The organism is Sphingopyxis sp. TUF1 (assembly GCF_036687315.1).
GTDB classification, from domain to species: domain Bacteria; phylum Pseudomonadota; class Alphaproteobacteria; order Sphingomonadales; family Sphingomonadaceae; genus Sphingopyxis; species Sphingopyxis kveilinensis.
The window spans coordinates 392813-416164 of sequence record NZ_CP144683.1 but is presented as its reverse complement, the minus strand read 5'-3'; the positions used below and the strand labels follow the sequence as shown (position 1 = coordinate 416164).

The 23352-nt window shown below is 62.8% G+C and carries 27 protein-coding genes; 12 read left to right on the top strand and 15 right to left on the bottom strand.

Annotated elements, in window-relative coordinates:
• Nucleotides 1-286 precede the first annotated feature (286 nt).
• Nucleotides 287-610, top strand: a complete 324-nt coding sequence (locus VSX77_RS02000) for a DUF736 domain-containing protein (protein WP_338426005.1) — start codon at nt 287-289, stop codon at nt 608-610.
• A gap of 72 nt (nt 611-682) precedes the next feature.
• Here VSX77_RS02000 and VSX77_RS01995 read toward each other — a convergent pair whose 3' ends face one another.
• The gene (locus tag VSX77_RS01995; RefSeq protein WP_338426004.1) at nt 683-907 is read right to left on the bottom strand and encodes a helix-turn-helix transcriptional regulator; all 225 of its coding nucleotides are present in this window, start codon (nt 905-907) and stop codon (nt 683-685) included.
• Nucleotides 908-1445: 538 nt separating this feature from the next.
• Here VSX77_RS01995 and VSX77_RS01990 point away from each other — a divergent pair.
• From VSX77_RS01990 to VSX77_RS01980, 3 genes are all read left to right on the top strand, one after another.
• Nucleotides 1446-1718 carry an iron dicitrate transport regulator FecR gene (locus VSX77_RS01990; protein ID WP_338426003.1) on the top strand — a complete coding sequence of 91 codons (273 nt, stop codon included), beginning with the start codon at nt 1446-1448 and terminating at the stop codon, nt 1716-1718.
• 62 nt (nt 1719-1780) lie between these two features.
• On the top strand, nt 1781-2710 hold the full coding sequence (locus tag VSX77_RS01985) for a HEPN domain-containing protein (protein WP_338426002.1): 930 nt from the start codon (nt 1781-1783) through the stop codon (nt 2708-2710).
• Between the two features lie 13 nt (nt 2711-2723).
• A complete protein-coding gene (locus VSX77_RS01980; RefSeq protein WP_338426001.1) occupies nt 2724-3164 on the top strand; it encodes a MucR family transcriptional regulator in 441 nt (146 codons plus the stop codon).
• Nucleotides 3165-3172: 8 nt separating this feature from the next.
• Here the strand turns inward: VSX77_RS01980 and VSX77_RS01975 are convergent, their stop codons facing one another.
• The 3 genes from VSX77_RS01975 to VSX77_RS01965 are packed head-to-tail and all read right to left on the bottom strand — an operon-like array spanning nt 3173 to nt 4103.
• Nucleotides 3173-3508, bottom strand: a complete 336-nt coding sequence (locus VSX77_RS01975) for an excalibur calcium-binding domain-containing protein (RefSeq protein WP_338426000.1) — start codon at nt 3506-3508, stop codon at nt 3173-3175.
• A 42-nt stretch (nt 3509-3550) separates the two neighbouring features.
• Entirely contained in the window at nt 3551-3763 is a 213-nt protein-coding gene (locus tag VSX77_RS01970; protein WP_338425999.1) for a conjugal transfer protein TraD, read from the bottom strand.
• 16 nt (nt 3764-3779) lie between these two features.
• The gene (locus VSX77_RS01965) at nt 3780-4103 is read right to left on the bottom strand and encodes a conjugal transfer protein TraD (RefSeq protein WP_338425998.1); all 324 of its coding nucleotides are present in this window, start codon (nt 4101-4103) and stop codon (nt 3780-3782) included.
• 172 nt (nt 4104-4275) lie between these two features.
• On the opposite strand from VSX77_RS01965, the gene traA reads away from it, so the two are divergent.
• Complete coding sequence (traA, locus tag VSX77_RS01960) at nt 4276-7203, top strand: Ti-type conjugative transfer relaxase TraA (protein ID WP_338425997.1); 2928 nt, start codon at nt 4276-4278, stop codon at nt 7201-7203.
• A 47-nt stretch (nt 7204-7250) separates the two neighbouring features.
• On the opposite strand, the gene VSX77_RS01955 is transcribed toward traA, so the two are convergent.
• The 3 genes from VSX77_RS01955 to VSX77_RS01945 are packed head-to-tail and all read right to left on the bottom strand — an operon-like array spanning nt 7251 to nt 10730.
• Nucleotides 7251-7724 carry a Mov34/MPN/PAD-1 family protein gene (locus VSX77_RS01955; protein WP_338425996.1) on the bottom strand — a complete coding sequence of 158 codons (474 nt, stop codon included), beginning with the start codon at nt 7722-7724 and terminating at the stop codon, nt 7251-7253.
• Entirely contained in the window at nt 7718-9424 is a 1707-nt protein-coding gene (locus VSX77_RS01950; protein WP_338425995.1) for a ThiF family adenylyltransferase, read from the bottom strand. The genes VSX77_RS01955 and VSX77_RS01950 overlap by 7 nt, the downstream gene beginning before the upstream one ends.
• A gap of 46 nt (nt 9425-9470) precedes the next feature.
• Nucleotides 9471-10730, bottom strand: coding sequence for a CBASS cGAMP synthase (locus VSX77_RS01945; protein ID WP_338427189.1), 1260 nt, complete (start codon nt 10728-10730; stop codon nt 9471-9473).
• A 71-nt stretch (nt 10731-10801) separates the two neighbouring features.
• Here VSX77_RS01945 and VSX77_RS01940 point away from each other — a divergent pair, with 71 nt between their 5' ends.
• A complete protein-coding gene (locus VSX77_RS01940) occupies nt 10802-11446 on the top strand; it encodes a hypothetical protein (RefSeq protein WP_338425994.1) in 645 nt (214 codons plus the stop codon).
• Between the two features lie 283 nt (nt 11447-11729).
• Here the strand turns inward: VSX77_RS01940 and VSX77_RS01935 are convergent, their stop codons facing one another.
• The 4 genes from VSX77_RS01935 to VSX77_RS01920 all read right to left on the bottom strand — a co-directional run bounded on the left by VSX77_RS01935 (nt 11730) and on the right by VSX77_RS01920 (nt 14159).
• A complete protein-coding gene (locus VSX77_RS01935) occupies nt 11730-12233 on the bottom strand; it encodes a L,D-transpeptidase family protein (protein ID WP_338425993.1) in 504 nt (167 codons plus the stop codon).
• Nucleotides 12234-12666: 433 nt separating this feature from the next.
• Complete coding sequence (locus VSX77_RS01930) at nt 12667-13209, bottom strand: GNAT family N-acetyltransferase (RefSeq protein WP_338425992.1); 543 nt, start codon at nt 13207-13209, stop codon at nt 12667-12669.
• Between the two features lie 30 nt (nt 13210-13239).
• Nucleotides 13240-13620: an STAS/SEC14 domain-containing protein gene (locus VSX77_RS01925; protein ID WP_338425991.1), complete on the bottom strand. Its 381-nt coding sequence runs from the start codon at nt 13618-13620 to the stop codon at nt 13240-13242.
• Nucleotides 13617-14159 carry a hypothetical protein gene (locus tag VSX77_RS01920; RefSeq protein ID WP_338425990.1) on the bottom strand — a complete coding sequence of 181 codons (543 nt, stop codon included), beginning with the start codon at nt 14157-14159 and terminating at the stop codon, nt 13617-13619. Before VSX77_RS01920 ends, VSX77_RS01925 begins: the two co-directional genes overlap by 4 nt.
• A 205-nt stretch (nt 14160-14364) precedes the next feature.
• Here VSX77_RS01920 and VSX77_RS01915 point away from each other — a divergent pair, with 205 nt between their 5' ends.
• Nucleotides 14365-16248 carry a PAS domain-containing sensor histidine kinase gene (locus VSX77_RS01915; RefSeq protein WP_338425989.1) on the top strand — a complete coding sequence of 628 codons (1884 nt, stop codon included), beginning with the start codon at nt 14365-14367 and terminating at the stop codon, nt 16246-16248.
• On the top strand, nt 16238-16867 hold the full coding sequence (locus tag VSX77_RS01910; RefSeq protein WP_338425988.1) for a response regulator transcription factor: 630 nt from the start codon (nt 16238-16240) through the stop codon (nt 16865-16867). Before VSX77_RS01915 ends, VSX77_RS01910 begins: the two co-directional genes overlap by 11 nt.
• A gap of 35 nt (nt 16868-16902) precedes the next feature.
• Here the strand turns inward: VSX77_RS01910 and VSX77_RS01905 are convergent, their stop codons facing one another.
• Nucleotides 16903-18183, bottom strand: a complete 1281-nt coding sequence (locus tag VSX77_RS01905; protein WP_338425987.1) for an MgtC/SapB family protein — start codon at nt 18181-18183, stop codon at nt 16903-16905.
• Nucleotides 18184-18230: 47 nt separating this feature from the next.
• Nucleotides 18231-18557, bottom strand: a complete 327-nt coding sequence (locus VSX77_RS01900) for a TraR/DksA family transcriptional regulator (RefSeq protein ID WP_338425986.1) — start codon at nt 18555-18557, stop codon at nt 18231-18233.
• A 164-nt stretch (nt 18558-18721) separates the two neighbouring features.
• On the opposite strand from VSX77_RS01900, the gene VSX77_RS01895 reads away from it, so the two are divergent.
• Both VSX77_RS01895 and VSX77_RS01890 read left to right on the top strand, forming a co-directional pair.
• Nucleotides 18722-19411, top strand: a complete 690-nt coding sequence (locus VSX77_RS01895; RefSeq protein ID WP_338425985.1) for a Crp/Fnr family transcriptional regulator — start codon at nt 18722-18724, stop codon at nt 19409-19411.
• A 2-nt stretch (nt 19412-19413) separates the two neighbouring features.
• On the top strand, nt 19414-19812 hold the full coding sequence (locus VSX77_RS01890; RefSeq protein ID WP_338425984.1) for a response regulator: 399 nt from the start codon (nt 19414-19416) through the stop codon (nt 19810-19812).
• Nucleotides 19813-19834: 22 nt separating this feature from the next.
• Here the strand turns inward: VSX77_RS01890 and VSX77_RS01885 are convergent, their stop codons facing one another.
• Nucleotides 19835-20758, bottom strand: coding sequence for an MBL fold metallo-hydrolase (locus VSX77_RS01885; protein ID WP_338425983.1), 924 nt, complete (start codon nt 20756-20758; stop codon nt 19835-19837).
• 179 nt (nt 20759-20937) lie between these two features.
• Between VSX77_RS01885 and VSX77_RS01880 the strand changes: the two genes are divergently transcribed.
• Both VSX77_RS01880 and VSX77_RS01875 read left to right on the top strand, forming a co-directional pair.
• Nucleotides 20938-21750 (top strand): universal stress protein, encoded by an 813-nt coding sequence (locus VSX77_RS01880; protein WP_338425982.1) that lies wholly within the window; start codon nt 20938-20940, stop codon nt 21748-21750.
• A 48-nt stretch (nt 21751-21798) separates the two neighbouring features.
• A complete protein-coding gene (locus VSX77_RS01875) occupies nt 21799-22491 on the top strand; it encodes a Crp/Fnr family transcriptional regulator (protein ID WP_338425981.1) in 693 nt (230 codons plus the stop codon).
• A 22-nt stretch (nt 22492-22513) separates the two neighbouring features.
• Here VSX77_RS01875 and VSX77_RS01870 read toward each other — a convergent pair whose 3' ends face one another.
• Entirely contained in the window at nt 22514-23185 is a 672-nt protein-coding gene (locus VSX77_RS01870; RefSeq protein WP_338425980.1) for an OmpW/AlkL family protein, read from the bottom strand.
• Between the last annotated feature and the right edge of the window lie 167 nt (nt 23186-23352).

Below are 23352 nucleotides of genomic sequence, written 5' to 3'. Positions count from 1 at the left end.
TCAGCTCGGTGGCAGACGGACCGTCTCGCTGTGCGGCAGGACCATCCCCGTCGACGGGCGAGATGACCTGTCCCGGCGCGGCGCCCCCCGAAAGTGTGGCGGCGCGATTATTTCCCCTCGCGTGTGCCACACGCTCCTCGCGGCCGCTTCGCTTCAAATAATCGCGCCGCCGCACTCCTCCGCTTGCGCTTCGGCCCTTGTGGGTTCGCGCGGCGCCTTATGCGCCGGGCCTTGGGTCCGCCCATGCCGCAGGGATGGTCCCGCGGCACAGTGAAGGAGACGACCAATGGCAGCTATCGGCTTTGTGAACGGCACCATCGACAAAGGCTTCGTGGGCCAGCTGAAAACCCTCTCGATCCGCGCGGCGATCGAGATCCGCACCAATCCCTCGAAGAACGGCGACGTTCAGCCCGACTACCGGGTCTATTCCGAAGGCGTCGAGATCGGTGCCGGCTGGGTCCGCATCGGCGAGGCATCGGGCAAGCCCTTTGTGTCGCTGACCCTGGCAGCCCCCGAGTTCGGGCCGCGGCGCATTTACGCCAACCTCGGACGCGCTGCCGGCCAGGACAGCGACGACGCCTATGCGATCATCTGGAACCCCGACAACTGAGCCGGGGCTTCCACCCCGCGCCGCATCTGGGGCGCGGGGTCTTCGTCTGTTTCGATCAGGCGGGTTACTCGATCAGGCGAGTTCGCGCTCGAGATCGGCGACGGTGAAGGTCATCGGGTTGCGGAGCCAGACATCGACTTCGGACTCGCGCCAGCCGCAGCAGCGCTCTGCGAGCTTGTGCTGCGGCGGGAAGGTTCCGGCTGCGATCTTACGGTAGAGTGTAGCGCGGCTGAGGCCGGTGCGGCTGAGGACGGCGGGGAGGCGAAGAAAGCGGTCGGAACGGATGTCGTCGATCATGGTCTTACCCTTCATCGGCTGGTGTCAAATGAGGGCTCGATGGAAAGAATGGTCTATCCTGGTCTGTCGTCAACCCGTTGGGATTCCTCACTTTCTGACGCAGACTGCGCTATTGTTGCTTGTTGTTGTTCGTTGTTGCCAAACGTGATTAAACGTCCTCCGGGGCAGGCTAAATAAACTTGCTGGTAATGCGCTTTTCAGTCTCACACCTGGTGGTTGAGACCGTCTGAGACGGTCGCTCCCCAATTGCCGCGCCGTGACCGGCGGGGGCGTCATCCGATTCGGTAAGGCGGGGGCGCCGCTGGCGCGCACGGGGTCGCCGCTACGCGGCGGCGCTTGTTGCCTCGGCACGGCGGGGGCGGAGGCGGGCGTCACGCGCCTTAGCCCCGCCCGGTCGGGCCGCAACCCGCGTTGCGGGTTCTCCACTCCGTTGCGATCCTGCGGATGCAGCCCGCCCGATGACACGGGTCTGTCGGCTCCTTCCTGCCGCCCCCCTGCGCCCCTTCCGGGCCGGGCCGCGGTTGGAAGGAGAAAGGATATGACACAGGAGAAAGTCGAACGGCAGGACCTCTGCGCCGGGTTCACCAGTGCGGACATCGAGCGGCGGCTCCGGATCGCGCTTGGCAAGACGAGTGCGCGGCAGGCCGACATCTTCATGGGCGTCCGCTTCGACGAAGCGCCATATGAGAAACTTGCAGCCCGGCACGGTATCACCGTCGATGAGGTCACCGCCGACTTTGCCCGCGCGCTGCGTATGTGGTCGCGCTGCCTCAATGCGCGGTTCCCGCATCTTGTCTGGCCGTGGCTTTAATTTGGGTTCGACCGGATGGCGCTTGCCATTCGGTCGAACGGCTTTCTAAGGTTGAACCGGATATGCGCAGCGACATCGATCACCTTCCCCCGCACAAGCAGCGCGAGCTTGAGCGCATCGTGCAGATCATCTTCGAGGAGTTCGAGGATGCGCTGGCGTTCGCCACCCAGGGATGGAAGAAGAAGGGCCGCATATCCAAGATCATCCTCTACGGCAGCTATGCGCGCGGCGGCTGGGTCGACGAGCCGCACACCGCCAAGGGCTATCAGTCGGACTATGATCTGCTCATCATCGTTAGCGACAAGCGGCTTACCGATCGCGTCGAATATTGGGCGAAGCTCGACGACCGGCTGATCCGCGAATTTGGGGTCACCAAGACGCTGCGCACGCCGGTCAACTTCATCGTCCACAGTCTCGACGAGGTGAACGCGGGCCTCAGTCACGGGCGCTATTTCTTCATGGACGTCGCGCGCGACGGCATCGCGCTTTATCAGGACCATGACAGCGAGCTTGCCGAGCCGAAGCCGATGACGCCGCACGCCGCGCTCGATATGGCGCGGGAGTATTTTGACGAGTGGTTTCCGAGCGGCGCGCAGTTTCTCCATCATTATCGCAGCGCTTCGGCGGAAGGCTGGCTAAACAATGCGGCCTTTCAGCTTCATCAGGCGGCGGAGAGATATTATCACTGCGTTTTGTTGGTATGCAGATTCTACACCCCCCACGTTCACAATCTCGGCTTCTTGCGTACGCAGGCCGAACGAATTGATCCGCGATTAATTGATGCTTGGCCCCGCGAAGATCGCAAAGATCGCGCGCGCTTCGAGAAGCTCAAGGATGCCTATGTGAAGGCGCGCTACTCGAAGCATTACAAGATCACCGAAGAGGAACTCGCATGGCTTGGCGAGCGCGTCGAGCAGCTCGCCGTCATCGTCGAAACCATCTGTAACGAACGCATCGCCGAACTGGAAAAAACCGCCCGCGCGGCGGGATAGGGAAAGGACACCCATGGAAGATAGTGAAATGCTGGTCACGCTGACCGCCGATATTGTCGCGGCCCACGTCAGCAACAACAGCGTTGCCATATCGGATATCCCGCTGGTCATCCGCTCGGTGCACGAAGCGCTCGCCAGTCTGTGGTCCAAGGCCGAGCCCGAACCCGAACCGCAGCAGCCCGCCGTGTCGGTGCGCTCGTCGGTGAAACCCGACCATATCGTCTGCCTCGAAGACGGCAAAAAGCTCAAGATGCTGCGCCGTCATTTGATGACGCACTATGGCATGACGCCGGAAGACTATCGCGCGAAATGGAACCTGCCGAAGGACTATCCGATGGTCGCGCCGAACTATTCGGAACGCCGGCGCGTACTCGCCAAGGAAATCGGCCTCGGCAGCAAGGGCCGTGGTGGCGGCCGCAAGCCTGCGCCGCGGACTAAAGCGAAGGCCAAATAGCCCGTCGGCTATCGCCCGCGATAAGGTTCGCAAGCGATGCCGTCGTTGTCGGCATCGAGGCCTTCGCGGTAGCCAGGTTCGCCGCGGTAGATCGGCGCCGTTCCGGCAGCGCGGGCATCATCGCATCGGCGCCAATGGTCGCCTGATTGCGGGGCGCGCTCGCGCGCAAGACCCGCGGCCACGCTGACATCGCTTGCAACCGCGAGAAGTTGATCGCGCCCCACGGACGTCGCGCCGATCGAGCCGACGCCGACAAGCGCGCCCGCCAAACCGGCGCCGAGCAGGATATGCGCACCCGACACGCGGCGGTGCTTTCGTCCGCGATTGTTCCAGCGCCTCGCCATGGAAACCCGGTAGCGAGGCGAGGTAAATATCCGGTGTGAGCCCTAGGCGGGATCGGCAACACCGAAGGCGCGCCGCCCCCGCCGCCGCCAGAGCAACAATTGGTCCTCGCGTCGTTCGCCGCGCAGCGTGCCGGCGGCTTCGACCAGCAGCCCGAGAATGACCGCGCGATCGTCGCCGGTGAGCTCGATCAGATCGGCCTTGGCAACGAGCCCACCCAGCTCGATCAGCTGGCGCGTGCGCTCGCGGCGCTTCACCTGCCACGCCCGCGTGTCATGCCGCGCCCGCTTCGCTTGAAGGCGGTTGCGCGCCTGCACCGCTCGCCGAAGCGCAGCCCGCGCTCCGGCCAGCGCCTTTGCGAGCGCGGGCGCCATCTCCGCGAAAGAAGGCCGCACCGCTTTTGCGCCACACCTCCTTTCGCGCGGCGTCCGATCCAGCGGCTTCGATCAGCGCGCCCGCGAGTTGCTCGATCGACAGCGCATCGGCGCCTGTTGCGATTACCAGCTCGCCAAGCTGGCTTTGCTTTCTGGTTTTGAGCGCCTTGGCCTTGTCGGTGAGCGCCTGGAGTTCGGCATCGAAATCTCTCGGTTTGCGCATCGTCTGTCCTTCCGTTTGTGAGGATCGGACGATCCAGCTATGCCGAGTCTCAAAGCCCGGCAAGGCGCTGAAATCTCTTGCGACTTTGTGATCCCGAGCGCGATGAAATCGTGCGAGGGCGCGCTTATACGTCGTGCCGACGTGCTCGTTTTGCTGTAAATGGATTGCCGCTATGGCGATCTATCATTTCTCCGCAAAAGTCATTTCGCGCGCGGTTGGCAGCAGCGCGGTCGCCGCGGCTGCCTATCGTTCGGCCGATCGGCTGCACGACGAACGCCTCGGTCGCAGCCATGATTTCTCCAATAAGGCCGGCGTCGTCCACAGCGAAGTTCTGCTGCCCGACGGAGCACCCGAACGCTGGCAGGATCGCGAAAAGCTCTGGAACGATGTGGAGGCCGCGGAAGTTCGCAAGGACGCGCAGCTTGCCCGCGAGATCGAGTTCGCGATTCCCAGGGAGATGACGGAGGGGCAGGGGATCGAGCTTGCCCGCGACTTCGTGGCCCGTGAGTTCATTGCGCGCGGCATGATCGCCGACCTCAATGTCCATTGGGACATTGGCGCCGACGGGCTCGCCAAACCCCACGCGCACGTCATGCTGACGATGCGCGAGATCAGGATCGGCGATGACGGCGAAGCAAGCTTTGGGGCGAAGGTGCGCGACTGGAACCGCACCGAGCTTTTGACCCATTGGCGCGAGGCCTGGGCCAATCATGTGAATGAACGCCTGGCGACGCATGATATCGACGCACGCGTCGATCATCGCACCCTGGAAACGCAGGGCATTGACCTTGAACCGCAGCACAAGATCGGCCCTGCTGCCTCGCGCATGGTGGCCGAAGGGCTGGAGGCCGATCGATACGGCGAGCATATCGAGATCGCCCGCTCGAACGGCGACAAAATCATCGCTGACCCATCGATCGCGCTCGACGCGATCATTCACCGGCAGGCGACGTTCACGACGCGCGACCTCGCCATGTTCGCGCATCGGCACAGCGACGGCAAGGCGCAGTTCGATGCGGTGATGGCGGCGGTGAAGTCGTCGCCCGAGCTTGTCGCGCTCGGCAAGGATGGGCGGGGGGAAAACCGGTTCACGTCGCGGTCGATGATCGAGACCGAGCGGCGGCTCGAACGCGCGACCGCGACGCTCGACGCACGCCGCAACCATGGTGTTGCCGAGCGCCATCGCGAACGAGCGGTTGCGAACGCTTCGGCGCGTGGGCTCGACCTATCGGCCGAGCAGCGTGGTGCACTTGAGCATGTCACCAGTGCGCGCGGTATCAGCAATGTCATTGGCTACGCCGGGACGGGCAAAAGTGCGATGCTCGGCGTCGCGCGAGAAGCGTGGGGGGTAGCGGGCTATCAGGTGCAGGGTGCCGCCCTATCAGGCATAGCCGCCGAGGGTCTCGAACAGGGTTCAGGCATTGCGTCGCGCACGCTCGCCAGCCTCGAACTTCAATGGGCTAAGGATCGCGATCGACTGACGGACAAGCATGTCCTCATTATCGACGAGGCAGGAATGGTCGGCACGCGCCAGCTCGAACGCGTCATATCGGAGGCGGAACGGCAGGGTGCAAAGGTCGTCCTCGTCGGCGATACGCAGCAGTTGCAGGCGATAGAAGCGGGCGCGGCGTTCCGCGCGACTGCCGAGCGCCACGGCGCTGTCGAGATCATGGACATCCGCCGCCAGCAGGAGGAGTGGCAGCGCGAGGCGACGCGCGAGCTCGCCACCGGGAAAACCGGCGAGGCGATCGGGCGTTACGCCGAGGCGGGGCATCTCCACGCCGCCGACACCCGCGAAGCGGCGCGCACCGAGCTCGTCGATGCTTGGGAGCGTGATCGGCAGGTGCATCCGGCGGCAAACCGGATCATTCTTACCCACACCAACGACGAAGTCGGCCTGCTCAACGAGGCGGTGCGCGAGCGGTTGCGGACGAGCGGGGCGCTAGCGAATGAGATTGCGCTTCGCGTCGAACGGGGCGGGCGCCGCTTCGCGATCGGCGACCGGGTCATGTTCCTGAAGAATGAGCGCGAGCTTGGTGTGAAGAACGGCTCGCTGGGCACGGTACAGAACGTCAACCAGTTCCGCATGGCGGTGATGCTCGACGACGGGCGGGCCGTTGCATTCGATCTGAAGGACTATGCCCATGTCGATCATGGCTATGCCGCGACGATCCACAAGGCGCAGGGGATGACCGTCGATCGGGTGCAGGTGCTCGCGACGCCGGAGGTAGACAGCCACTCGACTTACGTCGCGCTGTCCAGGCACCGCGAGCGCATGGATCTATATTATGGCCGCGACGATTTTGCGAGCCAGAACAAGCTTGTTCGTGTCGCGTCACGCGAACGCGGCAAGGATATGGCGAGCGATTATCGGGTAGCGCCAACGGCGCCAACCGCGACGCCTAAGCGCAGCATTTTCCACGGCGTGAAATTGACGCGGCCGATTGATCTGGATGGGGCCGGCAATGCGCCGATGCGGCCGGCGCCCGCGATCGAATCCGCGGCCAAGCCGGTGAAGCAAATTGCGGCGCCGACTCCTGAACTCGACCCGCTCGACGCCAAGCTCGGCGCCGCGGTCGCGCGTCACGGCAGGATCGTGCGGACCCTGCTGTTTCTTCGGTCGGTCGGCGAGCCACGTGCAGCCGAGCACGCCTCAGAACTGACTGGCAGCCGTGCTGCTCTCAATGAGCGCATCCCGAACGGCGCGCTCCATCTGGAATCGGCGTTCGCGGCCGATCGGCAGCTGATCGAACAGTCCGCGAACGGGAAAACGCAGAACGCCATCCGCGCGATGCAGCTGGAATCTGAGATGGCAAAGAGCCCGGCCATGCGCGCCGACCGGTTCGTCGAACGCTGGCAGGTGCTTGATCGGCAGCGGCGCCAGCTCATCCGGAACTATGAAGACAACAGGGCAAACAAGGTCGCCGATCGCATGATCGGCATGGCGAAAGGTCTCGAGCGCGATCCCCAGGTCGAGAGCATCCTCAGAAACCGCAAGGCCGCACTAAATCTGCCGGACGTTCTCAAGAAGAGCGTCGGGCAGAGCCTTGCCGACATAGTCGGCTCCGGGCGCACCCGGGGGATCGGAATAGGGATGTGAAGTGTCGGCTTCGCGCCCGGACACCGACGTTTGAAGGAAGGACGGCATCAGCCAGAAGCGGACGCCAAGCGCACCCCCAAAACACCATTATGAACGAGAACAGCAAGGCCCTCGGGGAAGGGTCTGCGGCCAACGATGCAGAAGATCATGCTTCGCAGCCCGTGGTCTGAGCGTTTGAAGCGGCTAGCCATCGTAGTCTGATCGATGCCGGAGGGGCTGGGGATATCTTCTGGATGGGTATGCCAGTCACCGACATAATGTTCGCCCTTCTCAAAACGCGCGTCGATGATCCGCTGGGCCGCCTTTTTGCGGAACGCGAATAGAAGCCTGCTACGCAGATCCTTGGGCTCGGGACCCGAGGCATGAACAATCTCGATGAGGTTGCCTTCGACGCGCGCGAAAAGATGGCCCCCGGCCTCGCGGCTACCTGGTAACAGCTGGCGATAGGCGTCGAAATGGTCGAGCACCGCCTCGGTAAAGCGCAGGCTCTGACCCGATGTCCCGATCTCATAGGTCAGCATGGCGGCGCTGCACACATCGGGCACCCGTCCTTCTGCGGCCATGGAAGGAGCATCTGGCGGTGATCCGCGTCCTGTCCGCCACAGGCGTCCGTCCACCAGTCGCGCCAGCTTCCATCGAACGCGGCTGGATCGCCTGCGCTGCGCAGGAGATGCGCCGGCGCCTCGACCCGTTCCAGCAGAAATTTGATCGCGGTTTCCGCGATCGCGGCGGCGTGGCCGCCGAGTGCTGTCGCGCCATAAGGCTGGAAATGACCCCCGCAGAGCGGGATTTCGCGACGCGTAGGCCGTGGCCAGTCGGACATCCGTCGGTCCAGCTCGGCTTGGGTATCGAACCCGCAGCAAAAGCAAGGCTGCGGTCCGCGCAGCATGATGGCGTGCGCGGCGATCGCATGGGGCTCGAGCCACGCGAACATCGCGGCGGCATCGCCGGGATTATTCTGGAGATAGTCTGCAAGATGCACTTCCTGTGCCCAGTCGCCGATCGTCGTGATGACAAGATCGGCGTCTTTCAACGCATCCTTGTCCCGCTCGATCCATTCTTGCCATCTGATCGCTTGGCCCTTGATGTCCGAAGTGCGAAACTGGCACTGCAGGCGAAGCGCCAGCGCTTCCGCCTTGAAGGTGCCGACCGCCTCGGTGCCGAGGATATGGCGCGATATATTCTCGAACATGAGGATTTCCGGATCGAGAATCCGGATGGTGCCGACCCCCGACGAGGCAAGTTGCTGCGCGATATAGGAGCCGAGAGAACCCGCCCCGATCATGACCACGCTTTTGGTCTGGAGGGCCGCGACATCGGGATTGCCATCGCGTCCGAATATCCAGTCTGGATCTCCGCGGAGGATGCGGAGGCGCCCGACAGGCTGCGCCTTGTCGCGTGCGGTTATGAAAGCGAGTTGAAGAGGCGCATCCCGCTGATAGCCGAGCTTGGGAACCTCGACCCCGATGAAACCGTGACCGTTATCGTCGGCGAAGGCGAGAACGACGGTCGCCTTCTCTTTGGCTAGGAGCCGGGCAAGTTCGTCGAGGTCGGCACCCCCTTGATCGAGCAGCAATCGCGCCAGGTCGCCGACGTCATTGGGAAGTTCGGTAACGCGCGGAGGGCGCGCGAGCCGCACCAGATAGGCGGACTTTCCGAATTGGGTCGGCTTGAGTCTGCCGCCGTTGTTTTCGATATAGTCTTTGGCGCTGCCGCGATTGTCGAAAAGCCGAATCCGCTTGCCATCGTCGAACCGGAAAATCCGCCGCGACCCGCCCGCGGGATCGAGGAAGCCCCGGGCGATGCCCTGCGTCCGATCGCGCGCCCAGTAGGCGATGATCTCGCGGCGCGTTTCGTCAGCACCGCCATCGCCCGCGAGCGCGCTCGCAACCACGGCTTCGGCCTGTGCCAGAAGTTCGCCGAGCGCATCGGCCGGTCGATCCCATGCTACGATTTGCCCGGGCGGCAGGCAAAGCAAGGATGCGCGCTCGATATGCGCGCCCCTGACTTCATGGGGTTCGGCAATACCGATGCGCGGTGCGCCGAAGGGGAAATCTTCGCCGAGGAGGACGCGCAGGCCAACTATAGCGCCGTCGAAATCACAGGAAAATTCCCACCCTTTGACGAAGGGATGACCAACGTCACGATAGGTTTCGATAACGTCGTCGGCGACCGCCGATATGGCATCTACGCCGAGCGACTCCGCAAGGAATTGCTCCACTGCGCTGCTAGCGCCCTCAAATCGTGGTGAAGTGAGCCTTGCAGACCTATCCGAAGCGCTCATCGCCGCCGATCTTGACCGCAGACTGGGCGTCGCTTGCAGCTCCGAGCGAACCCAGGACCCCCGACGAAAGGATTGCGGCCGAACTTCCGCCCTCGATCTCGATCAATGCCAGATCGTCAGGGAAATGCATGCCGAAAATGCGGCAGAGCCGGTCCTTCGCACTGGTTCTGTCGGTCGCAGCGAGCGCAGCGGCGACATCGTCACGAAGCTGTTCGGCGCACTGCACGAACCCGCTGCGCAGCGGCGCGTTGTCATCGTCCCACCCTTCGTCGAGACGACCTTCCACGACGGGATTGCGGATTTCGCCACGCAGATACTGCGGCAATTTGCGCGTGAGTTCGGCAAGGCTGGCGTCGTCGCGGGATGGCACGGAGGCTCCCGCCTCCTCGAAGTAGCGAACGACGCAGGCCATGAGCGCGATCGAGCTCAGGCGACATTTCTCCCACCGATGATCGCGCCACCCCTTAAGATAGCGCGACAGGCGGCGGACCTGCTCACCGTGCCTTTTGACGGCCGCGAGGAACCAGTCTTCAAGTTTGCGCGGATCGGAAATTTTCCAGCCTTCGTCACGGTGCGCGAGCATGATCCGGTCGAGCGTTATCGTTTTGTAGATCTCGTCAAACAGGATTGCGCTGGCCTGGGCGGAATCGCCGAACGAGCTGTGCGCCGATCGGGCGGCTTTCTCCACGAGAACCTCGAACTCATCGTCCGGGATTGCATAGAGGGCGATATCGATGTGCGAACGCTTGTTGTTCAGCGATACCCGTACGCAGGAGGGACGAGGGCGGTCAGGGTTCAGCGTCCATCCTTCGCTGCGACAGAGCGGGACGAGCGCTTCCTCGACGAGCTGAAAATAGCCTTCGCTCGCAACGATCGGATGCGCATGGCCGTTGAGGGTGATGAAGGACGACGGCAGGAACATGCCGTCGTCGAAATCCATTTCCTGCGGCGGATTATGCGTCGGCCGGTTCAGCGTGTGATAGACATAGCTGCCCTGTCCGCGGAATTTCGGGGAAAGTCTCGGCTTGGCGAAGCCCTCGGCAAAGGATGCTACCGCCACATCCTCAAACAGGATGCCGGCGTCGATCCGTTTCTCCCAATTTGCGAAAGCCGATGTCAAAGTGGCCCTGATCTTATTGCGGGCATCGCGCAATTCCTCGATATGCTCGGGATAGGGGTTGAGATTTTTGCGATAACTTTCCGAGCCGCTATTCTCGAATGCCCTGTGTGCGTTTACACCCATGATCCTGTCCCTTTTTTTCCGCGTGAGCGTAATGTAGGAACGACGGACAAGAGGAACAAGGGGCGAACGAAATGTATCAGCTAGTCGGCCCGCTGAAGGTCGCCGGAGTGGTTGCAACGCTTGCCGCGCTTATCGCTCTTGCCCAGTTTTTCTTGTGGCCCATCGATGAATGGACCCAGCTCTGGCGTCTCGCTTCGAGTTCGGTTACTATAGCAACAGCCTTTGTCGTGGTCGTCGGCCAAACCGCCGTCTTTCCCAAAATTTGCAAACTTTGGATAGTCAGAACCATTTTTCCGCCGATCGATGGTGAATGGCGGGGCACCTTCCGTTCTAATTATCCCGTTATCGCAAAGGCGTTCGGTCTCGAAGAGCCGGCGGGGGGGCAGGAAATCGTTGCGAAGTTCGTTATTAAGGCGCGCCTGTTCAAGGTGCGCATCCATGCTGTCAGTCTTTTGCCGAAGCCTGATTATATGCGATCGGACTCTACGGCGTTCAGCATCATGCGCTGCTCGCACACAGACCGCGACATCGTCCATTACGTTTATGATGCGTTCGTCGGCGACCCCGACAGCAGCGACGTCGATCGCTTCTACGGAGCGGCCCGGTTGACGATAATCGACGAAGCGGACGAGCTTCGTCTCGAAGGGACATACTGGACCGATCGGAACTGGGTGCGTGGTTATAACACGGCGGGATCTCTCATCCTTCGGCGCTGATTGTCCCTTGGCGCTTCGGCCGTCCGTTCCCAACAAATGCTATGTAGGTGCGTCACTCACGGTTGTGGGGTCACTTCGTTTCAAGTGGTGACTTTCTTCGCATAGGCTTTTTCTCGGTGTCCGGAACGTCGACTTTCAAAACTCCAAGGATGAAAGAGGACGTTCCGCAAGCGGCCAAAGATCGGACTTTTACTTTCCGTCGAGGGAGAGTTGGACGAAAATGTCTCCGTTGATGAAAGGCTACCGAATGCGATTAGGCGGCCGCTGAGTTGCCCATACAAGATTAACGCAAGATCAGAACTGGTGTGCCGTCAGGGGTGATGTCGTGCAACTGTCTCATTTCCGCATGGCGCAGGCCAATATCGCCATCGGTCGTGCGTTTGTCCCAGACGTAGCGCGGCATCGGAACCGGTACGCCGTAAATCTTGATGTCGCCACCAGCGGACCGCCCTCGCTCCGCAGCATATGCACGGTCGGCGGCATTGGGATAAGAAATCTTGAGTGAGGGGCCGTCGCGTGAATCCGGCTTCTCTCGAATAATGATATACTCACCTTCAGGAACTAGGCCGTCGCCTTTGAACCGTTTGCGCCCGACAGCTGCACCGCCAAGATCAATATTGAAATAGGTGACCAGTTCCTCTCCGCCCGAATACGCAGTAAGCCAGCCCTGGTGTTTTACCACAACAATCCGATCAGCTTTTGCACCTGTTGGTAAGGGCGGCGGCAGCGGCGCGCTGCAGCAGGCGAGCGCAACGAGCGGAGCAGCCAAGAACGAAGACGCGCGCATGCCGCTCCATCGTATAAGTTCATGTTCCCAGTGCAAGTGCCACTGGTTGTCGCTTTAGGTCGCTTTTTGGGGAGGCTGCCCAATTTCGGCTATCTTCGACTGCCCTCAGATGGCCGCCCGGCAAAAAGCGCTAATTTGAGTATTTCGTGGATTCTCGGTTCTGAAAAAGATGTGCGCGATCAAGTGTTTATGTCGGAACCCGCGTGAACACTGGTTAAGCTGTATCCGCCAACGTCCAAAGCTTCAGTCCGTCGCAGGCATCTACCAACTCGTCGCAAAGTGGGATCAAACCGCCGTTATTTTGCTCCTCATTGAGGTATCTTCGTCGAGGAGATATGAAAATATATTTTATTACAACAGCTTGTGAGCGTATTAGATTCCGTCCCCAGGCACCATATCTTATATGACCGCGCGCCCCCGATCGCGCAGGAGATCAGTGAAGATCGATCTCGAGAAGCGCGAGCGTCGCGTCGCCTTCATAAACGGTCGATGTAAAGCCAAGCGTCCGTTCGACGCCGATGGCTTCGCGATTGCCGCGGCTTTCGATCGAGCGTAGCCGTTTGACACCGCGCTTCTTTGCAAGGTCGACGGCGTGTTTCAGCAGGCTCCATCCCACTCCGCGGCCCTTATATGCCGGGATGATGGCGATCGCGACTTCGGCGACCTCAAATTTGTCGTCGGCGGCGATCAGGAGGCTCGCGACAAGTTCCTCGCTGTTGCGTTCGAAGGCCAGCAGATGCTCGCGGTGGCGATGGTCGACATCGATCATCGCGGCAAGCTGCGCGCTCGACAGGTGCGGCTGGGCGCTCAGAAAGCGAAACCGCATGTCGTCGGGCGCCAAACCATCGAAAAAGCGATCGAGCAGTGGCGCATCATCGGCAGTGACCGGCCGCAGGCGAAGCTCGGTGCCATCGCGCGTTACGATGCTCGTGTCCTCGGCCTCGCAGAGCGTCAAATCCAGCGACTGTTCGGTCATTTCCGTTATCCTTGCTTGAGAAATCGATCTTCAGGCATCAATGGTTGTGCCGACAACCCAGTCGAAGACTTCATTGCGTTTCTCGGGTGTGAAGGTGCGATAGCTGATGCCGGGCAGCAGCGCGCTTTCGAGCCGCGTGCCCGCCCGGATCCACGCTTGATCGGCGACGACGGCCACGCGGCCGAAACGGCCGAGCTTGCCGAACAGCGGCAACGCCCTGACGACATAGGAACCGAGTCCGGAAAGTTCGATTGCGTCAATCGAACAGGTTTCGACGAACACATGCACCTTGTCATGTCGGGCCATCGCCGTGTCGAGGCGGTCCATGATGGCGTCGAGGTCGGCGCCGCTGATCTTGTCACCCAGCTTGAGTGCGATGACATCGTCCGCGCTGTCGATCCATTGCATCATGACCTGCCTCCTGCCAGCGAGAGAATGAATATGATGCCGAGCACAAGAAGATCGAGTGCGAGGGCCGCGATGACGGGCGCAACGACCGCGAAGGGCCAGCCGAAGCCAATCACTATTGCCACGGCCATGGTCATGGCGCCCGAGATATAAAGCCATCCGCCGCCCCGGCGCCTGGTTTCGAACGCGGCGATTACGCGCGCGCCCCCGGCCACGCCGAGGCCGCCAGCCAGCGCATAGGCGAGCCCGGCTCTCCCGAGGAGCGGATCGGCGATGAGGATCGCCACCGCGAGCAGATAAGGCACTGACGCCATCCGCCAAGCAATCCGTTCGCTGCGGCGCAGCGACACCCGTGCCTGGCGAAGCTGAACGAGCGCCGCGACGCCCATGAGCGCGACGAGCCAAAGGATCGCCGCGATCGTTGTAAGGAAGGGGCGCGGCGAAAATTGCAGGAACAGGAAAACGGCGCTCGCGCCGATGCCCAGCCCGGCAGCCCAGAACAGATTGGCGTAGTCGCTTTGCCGACTCGCTGCTCTCGCCATGAAACCGGCCATCTCCGTCCCTCGCTGACTGTGGGAAGGACAATAGGCGGGGAATGCGTTCGCCGCAGTTGGGGATTCTACGGATGCTGCGCGTCCTCAAGGCGCGTCCGGGTTTCGTGCGCACTCAATTGCCGATATGCTCGCCCGCAATGGGCAGGGCATTCGCGGTACGTCGGCACCCTGCGCGAAGGGAGTGACTGCGCCGATGCCATTGGCCGAACGATCTTTAACGACCCGTGCGCTGGCCGCTCTGGCGTTCGTCGCGGCTGCGGTGCTTGCGCATTATATGCTCGATACGCGCGATTCCCGGATCGACGGACATGCAGTTTTTCTCCTGTTCACGCTCGCCATAATGGCTGCGTCATTTTTTGCCGGGCCGTTCGCCGGGGCGATCGCTGTTTTCCCCTCGCTGCTGCTCGGCATTTACTTCGCAGGGTTTCGAGAGGGGGGCGCCGTCGCTTTTGCCGAAGCCGGGCTTTTCTTGCTGACCGCCGCCGGGATCGTCCTACTCGCGCGCTCGGTCCACCGCGTGCAGGGACGCCTTCGCGCGTGCGAGGAAAACGCGGCCCGCCGTAAAGCGGAAGCCGATGTGCTGGCCGAGGAACTCGGCTTGCTTATCGACGGTGCCAAGGGCCATGCCATCTATCTTCTCGACCCCGAGGGACGGGTGACGATCTGGAACAGCGGGGCCGAGCGCCTGATGGGCTGGCGCGAGGAAGATGTAATCGGAATCGACGCGTCCGCCTTCTATCCGCCCGACGCGATTGCGGGGCGAAAATCCGCCGACGATCTCGTGCGCGCGGCGAGCGATGGCCGTTTCGACACCGAGGATTGGCTGGTTCGCAAGGACGGCTCCGAATTCCTGGCCGACGTGTCGATCACCGCCCTTCGCCATCCCGATGGCGGCGTGCGAGGGTTTGCCACGGTCGTTTCGGACATCACCGGACGCCGCGCATCGGAAGAGGCACTGCGGTCGCAGGAAAGCCATCTTCGCTCGATCCTATCGACCGTACCCGATGCGATGGTCGTCATCGACGACCAGGGCCTGATCCTGTCGTTCAGCGCCGCCGCCGAGCAATTATTCGGCTATAGCGAGGCCGAGCTGCTCGGCGTCAATGTCAGCCGCCTGATGCCCTCACCCGATCGCGAACGCCACGACGGCTATATTCGCCGCTATCTGGAAACGGGGGAAAAGCGGATCATCGGTATCGGCCGTGTGGTCTTTGCGCAGCGCAAGGATGGATCAACCTTTCCGATGGAGCTTTCGATCGGCGAGGCGACCGGCGAAGCGCATCCGCTGTTCACTGGCTTCATTCGGGATCTTACCGAGCGTCAGAAGACCGAGGCGCAGCTCGAATCACTCCAATCCGAACTCGTCCATGTTGCGCGCGTGAGCGCGATGGGAACGATGGCATCGACCCTTGCGCATGAACTCAACCAGCCGCTGACCGCAGTCGCCAATTATGTCGAGGCGATCCGCGACATGCTCGCCCGGCCCGATCCCGACGATCTCCCAATGATCCGCGAGGCGCTGGACGACACCGCGAAAGAGGCGCTGCGGGCAGGGCATATCGTCCGGCGCCTGCGCGATTTCGTAGCGCGCGGGGAGGTTGAGAAGACGATCGAAAAGCTTCCCCTGCTGATCAACGAAGCGGCGGTACTCGGCCTGATGGGCGCGCGCGAAAAGGGGATTGAGCCGCGCTTCGATCTCGACCCCTATGCTTCGCCGGTGCTCGTCGACAAGATCCAGATCCAGCAGGTGCTCATCAACCTGATCCGCAATGCTTGTGAGGCCATGGCGGCGAGTCCGGTGCGCGAACTCAGCGTTACCAGCCGTCCCGACGCGCGCGGTTTCGTGCGCGTGATCGTTGCCGATACCGGGCCGGGGGTCGATACCCGTATCGCTGAACAATTGTTCACGGCCTTTACGAGCACGAAGTCCGAAGGAATGGGGCTGGGCCTTTCGATCTGTCGTACCATCGTCGAGGCGCACGGCGGGCGGATCTGGATGGAACCGCGGGCAGGCGGCGGCACCGAATTTCATTTCACGCTGGTCAGCGCGAAAGCGGAGGAACGGGATGACGGATAGGAAGCTGGTTCATATCGTTGATGATGAGGATGCGATCAGACGGTCGGCGAGCTTCATGCTCAAAACGTCGGGTTATGCCGTCCAGACCTGGGTGAGCGGCATTGCGTTTCTGAAAGAGGTGCGCCATGCGCCCGTGGGCTGTGTCCTGCTCGATGTTCGAATGCCCGAGATGGACGGGCTCGAAGTACAGCAGGCGCTGCTCGACCGCGGCGTCACGATGCCGGTGATCGTGCTGACCGGCCATGCCGATGTGTCAATCGCGGTCCGGGCGATGAAAGCGGGCGCCGTCGATTTCCTTGAAAAGCCATTCGAAAAAGCGGTGCTGATCGCGGCAATAGACGCGGCATTCGACCGGATCACCGCGGCGGACAGCTCGGCCGCGCGCGCCGCCGAAGCCAATGTCGTGCTGGCGGCCCTGACCCCGCGCGAACGCGAAGTGCTCGACGGTCTGGCCCAGGGCCTGCCCAATAAAACGATTGCCTATGACCTCGGCATCTCGCCGCGGACCGTCGAAGTCCACCGGGCCAATCTGATGGCAAAGCTCGACGTGCGAAGCCTGTCCGACGCGCTGCGCCTCGCCTTTGCGGCCGGCATGGGCAATGTCGGAAACGAGACGTAGCTATTCGGTTTCTCTAAAGGCCGCGCGGCGGATCGCTAAAGCAGCCAGGGCAGCATTGCCAGTCCGGCCACCACGCTTGCAACGAGCGGCAGCGCGGCGATCCAGCCGCGGCGCGAACGAACCACAACCGGAGGGATCGCCGCCTTGAACAGCGTATTGGCCATAACCGCCGCTCCGAGGACCAGTCCCGCGGTTCCGCCATCCAGAACTCCTGGGGGCAGCCCGCCGATCGTGATGATCGCCGCATCGACATCGGCGATACCCGACAGCGCCAGAATGGCCGCCGTTCGGTCTTCGCCGACCTGTTCCATCAGCCATCGCGCGACGAGCGCCATTGCCATTACCAGCGCCGTCAAGCCGAGCGCCGGCGCAAAGTTGAGCGGGTTGCGAAGCTTTACCGCTTCGGTCGGCGTCGGCGGAGCGCGGCGGGCGAGGAGCAGGCACCACATGGTCGCCGCGAGGCTGACGAGGGCGGCGGGACCGATGAGCATCGCCGCCGTGCCCAGCGCAACAGGTGCAAGAATGGCGACCAGAATGACGACGCGGGCGAGCATGACGGCCGAGGCCGCGGCGATCCCGCCTATCAGTGCGGGCGCGTTTTCGGCCTTTTCGCGCAGCCGCGTTGCCAAGGCGGCCGTAACGGCGGTGGAAGAGACCATCGCGCCCGCTGCAGCGACTACCAGCGTCCCGCGCGTCGCGCCGAAACGCTTGGCTGCGGCATAGCCGACGAAGGAAAAACCGGAGACGAGGACGACGACGAGCCAGAGTTGCCGCGGATTCCAGGCGTTATAGGGGCCCATTGCCTTGTCGGGCAGCAGCGGCAGGATGACGACCCCGATCAGTGCAAAGCGGGCGATCGCGCTGACTTCGGTCTCGGTCATCGTCGCGATCCAGCGGTGCAGCTGCGGCCGTAGCGTCAGCAGCAGCGTCGTGGCGACGGCCACGATCGACGCGAGCTGGGGCTGGCCCGATGTCGCGAGAAAGCCGCAGGCGAGTGCGATCAGCGAAGCAAGGCTAGCGGTCCCGCTCACGCGGCGCCGGGCCGTGTATGCATAGCCGAGCAGAACCAGCAGCGAACTAGCCATCAGCAACAGGATTGCGGCTGCACGATCAATGGGTTCAAGCGCCCCGGCAATGCCGCCCGCCAGGCCGATCAGCCCAAAGGTGCGAATCCCGGCGAAACGGCTGCCTTCCGCCTCGTTTCGCAGCGTCCACCCGCGTTGTATGCCGATCAAAAAGCCCAAGCTCAGCGATAGCGCGATGCCATACAACAGCGGCCATCGCCCCAGATCTTCAACGGTGGCGAGCGCGAACATTCCACCCCTTTGCAAAATCTCCGTCATCGGTGTGCCGGCGATACCGCTCAGCGTTCAGTGCCGCGTGCGCAGGCAATACAGTGCGAAGCGATCGGAAGCGCCCGCAGTCGCTCCGCAGAAATTGGTTTGCCGCAGCCAACGCAGATTCCATAAGTTCCGGCGTCCAGCCGCGCGAGCGCCTGACGGGTCAGTGCAGCTTCTTCGAGCGCAGCGCTTTCGATCGCATCCAGCGACTCGTCGTCCTGACGTGCGACGGCCTGGTCGGCGAAATCGTCGCCGAGCGGTTCGCGCTGCGTCGTCTCTATGTCGTCGACGCGCGCGCCCAATGCCAAGAGGCGCGCTTCGAGCTGCGCGCGAACGGTTGCGGCGTCCAACATCATTTGTCCCTTCTTTGGCACATCTATGCCGCCCATCTGTACCGAAGCGTCGTCGGACCAAATACGTACACTCCCTTACTTCTTTCGTGGAGCGCCGCGCATAGAAGGCGGGGCATGACGCATAGGTCGCCCATCCACCCCTTGATGCCGGAACTCAACCGGTGAGCGACTGTGCGTCCTGCGCCGTGCGGGGCCGCGCGATCTGCGCGAGCCTCGACGTTGGCGAACTTGCCGAGCTCGGCCGGATGGGGCGCCGCCAAAGCGTCAAATCGGGTCATACGCTGATATGGGAAGGCGATGACGCGCCGCTGGTTGCCAATGTCCTGAAAGGCGTGCTCAAGCTGGTCGTCGCAGCCTCCGATGGGCGCGAACAGATCGTCGGGATCGTCTTCGCTTCCGACTTTATCGGCCGTCCGTTCGGCAAGGAAAGCCCCTATCGGGTGACTGCGATGACCGACGCCGAGGTGTGCATATATAACCGCAACGACTTTGACGCCTTTGCCGACAAGCATCCCCATCTGCAGCAGAAATTGCTCCGCCGGACGCTCGATGAACTCGATCGGGCCCGCTATTGGATGATGCTGCTGGGCCGAAAATCCGCTGCCGAAAAAGTGGCGTCCTTCCTTCTCGAAATGTCGGATCGTCTGTCGGGTGATGCCGGATCGGCGCAACAGGACGACGGTTTCGAGCTGCCCTTCGGCCGCCAGCAGATCGCCGACATATTGGGGCTGACGATCGAAACGACGTGCCGGCAGTTGACGCGAATGCGCGCAGACGGACTCGTCGACCTTCCGTCCCGCCGCGAAGTAGTGATCCACGATCGCCGCGCGGTGGAAATGATGGCCGGATGATAATGCCGGACCAAGGTGGCAATCGGGGGCCGGATCATCCGCGAATTCTGATCGTCGAGGATGACCCGGCGGTCCGTCGCTCGTTGTTATTGTTGCTGAAAGGCCGCGGCTTCGATGCCGTCGCCTATCCGGCCGCGGCGCAGGCGCTTGCCGACGCGGCGGCATCGCCTCCCGCCTGCCTCGTCACCGATTTTCGGCTCGATGGTCAGGATGGGATTGCGTTGCATTCGGCGATGCGGGCGGGGGGCTGGAGTGGCCCTGCGGTGCTGATTTCCGCTTTCGGATCGAATGAGCTGGCGGGCCGCGCCCGCGCGGCCGGATTCGCGGCGGTTTTCGACAAACCGCTTCGCGAACATGCGCTGGTGGATACGGTCCGCCGGTTGACCGTCGCCAAAGCCTGACGTCGCCTTCCGTCGAAGGCCGTCAGAATAAATTTATCGGCAGTTTTAGATAGCGTGTCCCGTTGCTCTCGGGGTCAGGCAAGTGCCCCGCGCGCATATTGACCTGGATTGAGGGCAGGATCAGCCGCGGCATCGACAGCGTCTTGTCGCGCGCCTCGCGCATCGCAACGAAGGCCTCCTCGCTTACGCCTTCGTGCACATGGACATTCGCGGTGCGTTCGGCGGCGATCGTCGTTTCCCACACATAAGTGTCGCGCCCCGGTGCCTTATAATCGTGGCACAGGAAGACCCGCGTTACATCGGGGAGCGCGAGCAGCCTGTGGATCGAGCGATAGAGCGTGCGCGCGTCGCCGCCCGGAAAATCGGCGCGCGCGGTGCCATAATCGGGCATGAACAAGGTGTCGCCGGTGAACAGCGCGTCGCCGATGATCCACACCATGCACGCGGGCGTATGCCCCGGCGTGTGCAGCACCATCCCCTCGATTTCGCCGAGCTGGAAGGTCTCGCCATCCTCCATCAGACGATCGAACTGCGATCCGTCGCGGGCAAAACGGTCGTCTTCGTTGAATATCTCACCAAACACGGTCTGCACCGTCTGGATATGTCGACCGATCACGATCGGGCCGCCGAGCTTTTCCTGCAGATAGGGCGCCGCCGAGAGATGGTCGGCATGCGCGTGCGTTTCGATCTGCCATTCGACAGTAAGATGTTCAGCGCGAACATAGTCGATGATCGCGTCGGCCGATGCATGGCTGGTGCGACCCGACGGCTGATCGAAATCGAGCACGCTGTCGATGATCGCCGCCCGCAGCGTCGCGGGATCGTGGACGACATGCGTTGCGGTGAAGGTCGCCTCGTCGAAGAAGGTCCTTACGACGGGCGCCTTTCCCGTGCGGTGCGCGGTTTCGATCATGGCAGCGGCCGCGTCGCGGTGAAGGTCGGTCATATCGAGCAATCTCTCAAATGTCGGACAATCCAGTATAGAGACGGAGCGGCGAAAGTCAGAGATTTTCGGCCTCTCGTAATCGGGAACATCGCAGATGCCCCAAGTCGTCGACATTGACGCCGATCAATGACCCTCCCCGCCCATTGAGTCCAAATGCCTGCAACCGCAGGAGAAGCAATATGCGCAATATCTTGGTTCATGCCGACGACGGCCCCGGAATGACGGTCCGTTTGGAGAGCGCGCTGGCGATCGGCAGGCGGCAGCGGTCGCACGTGAATTTGGTGATCAGTTCGCCCTTTCAGCAATTCATTGCGACGGATCCGTTTGGCGGCATGTATCTCGCGGCCGAACAGTTGAGCAAGGCGCAGCAAGCCGACGACGCACTCGCAGTCCGCCTGCGCGCCGAGCTGGAGCGCGAGGATGTGCCGTGGGACGTCAGCGTGTCCGACGGCGACGTCGTCTCGACGCTGGCACTGGCCGCGGCGCTGGCCGATCTCGCCATCGTTTCGCTGGGGACCGCGGATCGGCGTCGCAGTTTTACGCCGCCGATGATGGCGGGCGATATTGCCATGGCCGTCCCCGTCCCGGTTCTCGCCATTCCCGAACCATGCGGCCCGCTCGATCTCGACGCGCCGGTTATGGTCGCGTGGAACGGCAGCCCGCAGGCGGCGCACGCGATACGCGCTGCGGTGCCGTTGATGGCCGATGCGCGCAACGTCTTGCTCGTGTCCGTTGGTGAGGCGGATGGGCAGGTCGCCGCCGACGACGCGCTGCGCTACCTGTCGCGCCACGACATTCATGCCGAACTGCGCGAGGTTGCGTGCGGCGCGGGGACGGTCGAGGAAACGCTGGAACGCAGTGCGCGCGATCTTGGCGTGGGCATGATCGTGATGGGCGCGTTCGGGCATACCCGCCTGCGCGAGACGATTTTCGGCGGCGTAACGCGCTACATGCTGGAATCGGCACCGGTCCCCTTGCTGGTGATGCACTGATCCGCCGTCGCGCTTTGCAATTGCCGACGTCTGCTGTACCGCGGCGCCGTGACCGATTGTGCCGCCTGTGTCGTCCGCAACCGCGCAATTTGCGCGAGCCTGAACACGGCCGAGCTTGAAGCGCTTGGCAAGATGGGGCGCAAGCAGAAGGTTCGACAGGGGCAGACGCTGCTGTGGGAGGGCGACGGCGCCCCCGTCGTTGCCAATGTTCTTGCCGGCGTGCTGAAGCTGGTGGTGTCGACCGCCGATGGCCGCGAGCAGATTGTCGGCATCGTCTTCCCGTCAGATTTCATCGGCCGCCCGTTCGGCAAGGAAAGCCCGTACAGCGTCACCGCGATGACCGACGCCGAAGTCTGCATCTTCAACCGCAACAATTTTGATGAGTTCGCCGGCTCGCATCCCGATCTTCAGCAGAAATTGCTTCGCCGCACGCTCGACGAGCTCGATCGTGCGCGCCACTGGATGATGTTGCTCGGGCGCAAGTCGGCATCGGAGAAGGTCGCGTCCTTCCTGCTCGAAATGTCCGAGCGGCTGGAGGGGCAGGGATGCGACGCCGGCGCGAACCGCGGCGTGTTTGAACTGCCCTTTGGGCGCCAGCAGATCGCTGACATATTGGGGCTGACGATCGAGACGACGAGCCGCCAGCTCACAAAAATGCGCGCCGACGGGGTGCTCGACCTTCCCTCGCGCCGCGAGATCGTTATCAACGATCGCGCGGCGATGGAGGACATGGCGGGCTGACCGTCGGCGCCAGTGGGGGACGTCAGAAGCGGAAGGCGACGCCTGCGCTGATCACCCAGGGATCGAGCTTGTGCTCGGTGCGCAGAACTTCGGTCGATCCGGCGAACCAATGCGCGGCCGGGCGCAGGAAATAACGCTTTGCATCGAAGGTGACGGCCATTCCCTTGGCATTCACCGGGACATCGACGCCTGCCTGCAGCGCGACGCCCAGCGTATCGTCCATCTTCTGCCGCGTTGCGCCGAGGGCGACCGCGGTCGCGCCGGGCTTTTCGTCGATGAAGATGAAATAGCTCGGCCCCGCGCCCAGATAGGGCCGGACGCCGCCGTCCTTGCCGAAATGATATTTGAGCGTGAGCGTCGCGGGGACGATGTTCGCATCGGATACCAGCCCCGCCCCGGCGAGCCCGCCGCGCCCGACGACGTCATGCTGGGTCACGCCCGCGATCGTTTCGACCGAGATATTGTCGGCGACGAAATATTCGATCGCCACGGTCGGGACGACATTGTCGTCGGCCCTGGTCTGCGTGTCCGCGGGCAGGCCGATCAGGTCGAGCTGCACATCGTCAATTTTGCCGTCGGGCGCGACATAGGTTGCGAGCAGCTTGAACTGGATGTCGCCGCTCTTCGCGGCGGCCTGCCCCGGCACCGCCAGCGCGGCGGCGAGGGCGGCGAGGGAGAAATATCGGCACTTCATGGGATTTGGCTCCTGTTGTTGACCAGGCCGTCCCTGCGCCGCCCGGCCACGCGCCGCATTGATGGAGCGCAAGCAATTCGTTGATCCCGGTCAATGTTTCGCCGCCCGCGCGCGTCCAAGAGCGATCCGAAGCGCGGCGCGAAGCCGCTGGAAGCGGGGACAAATAT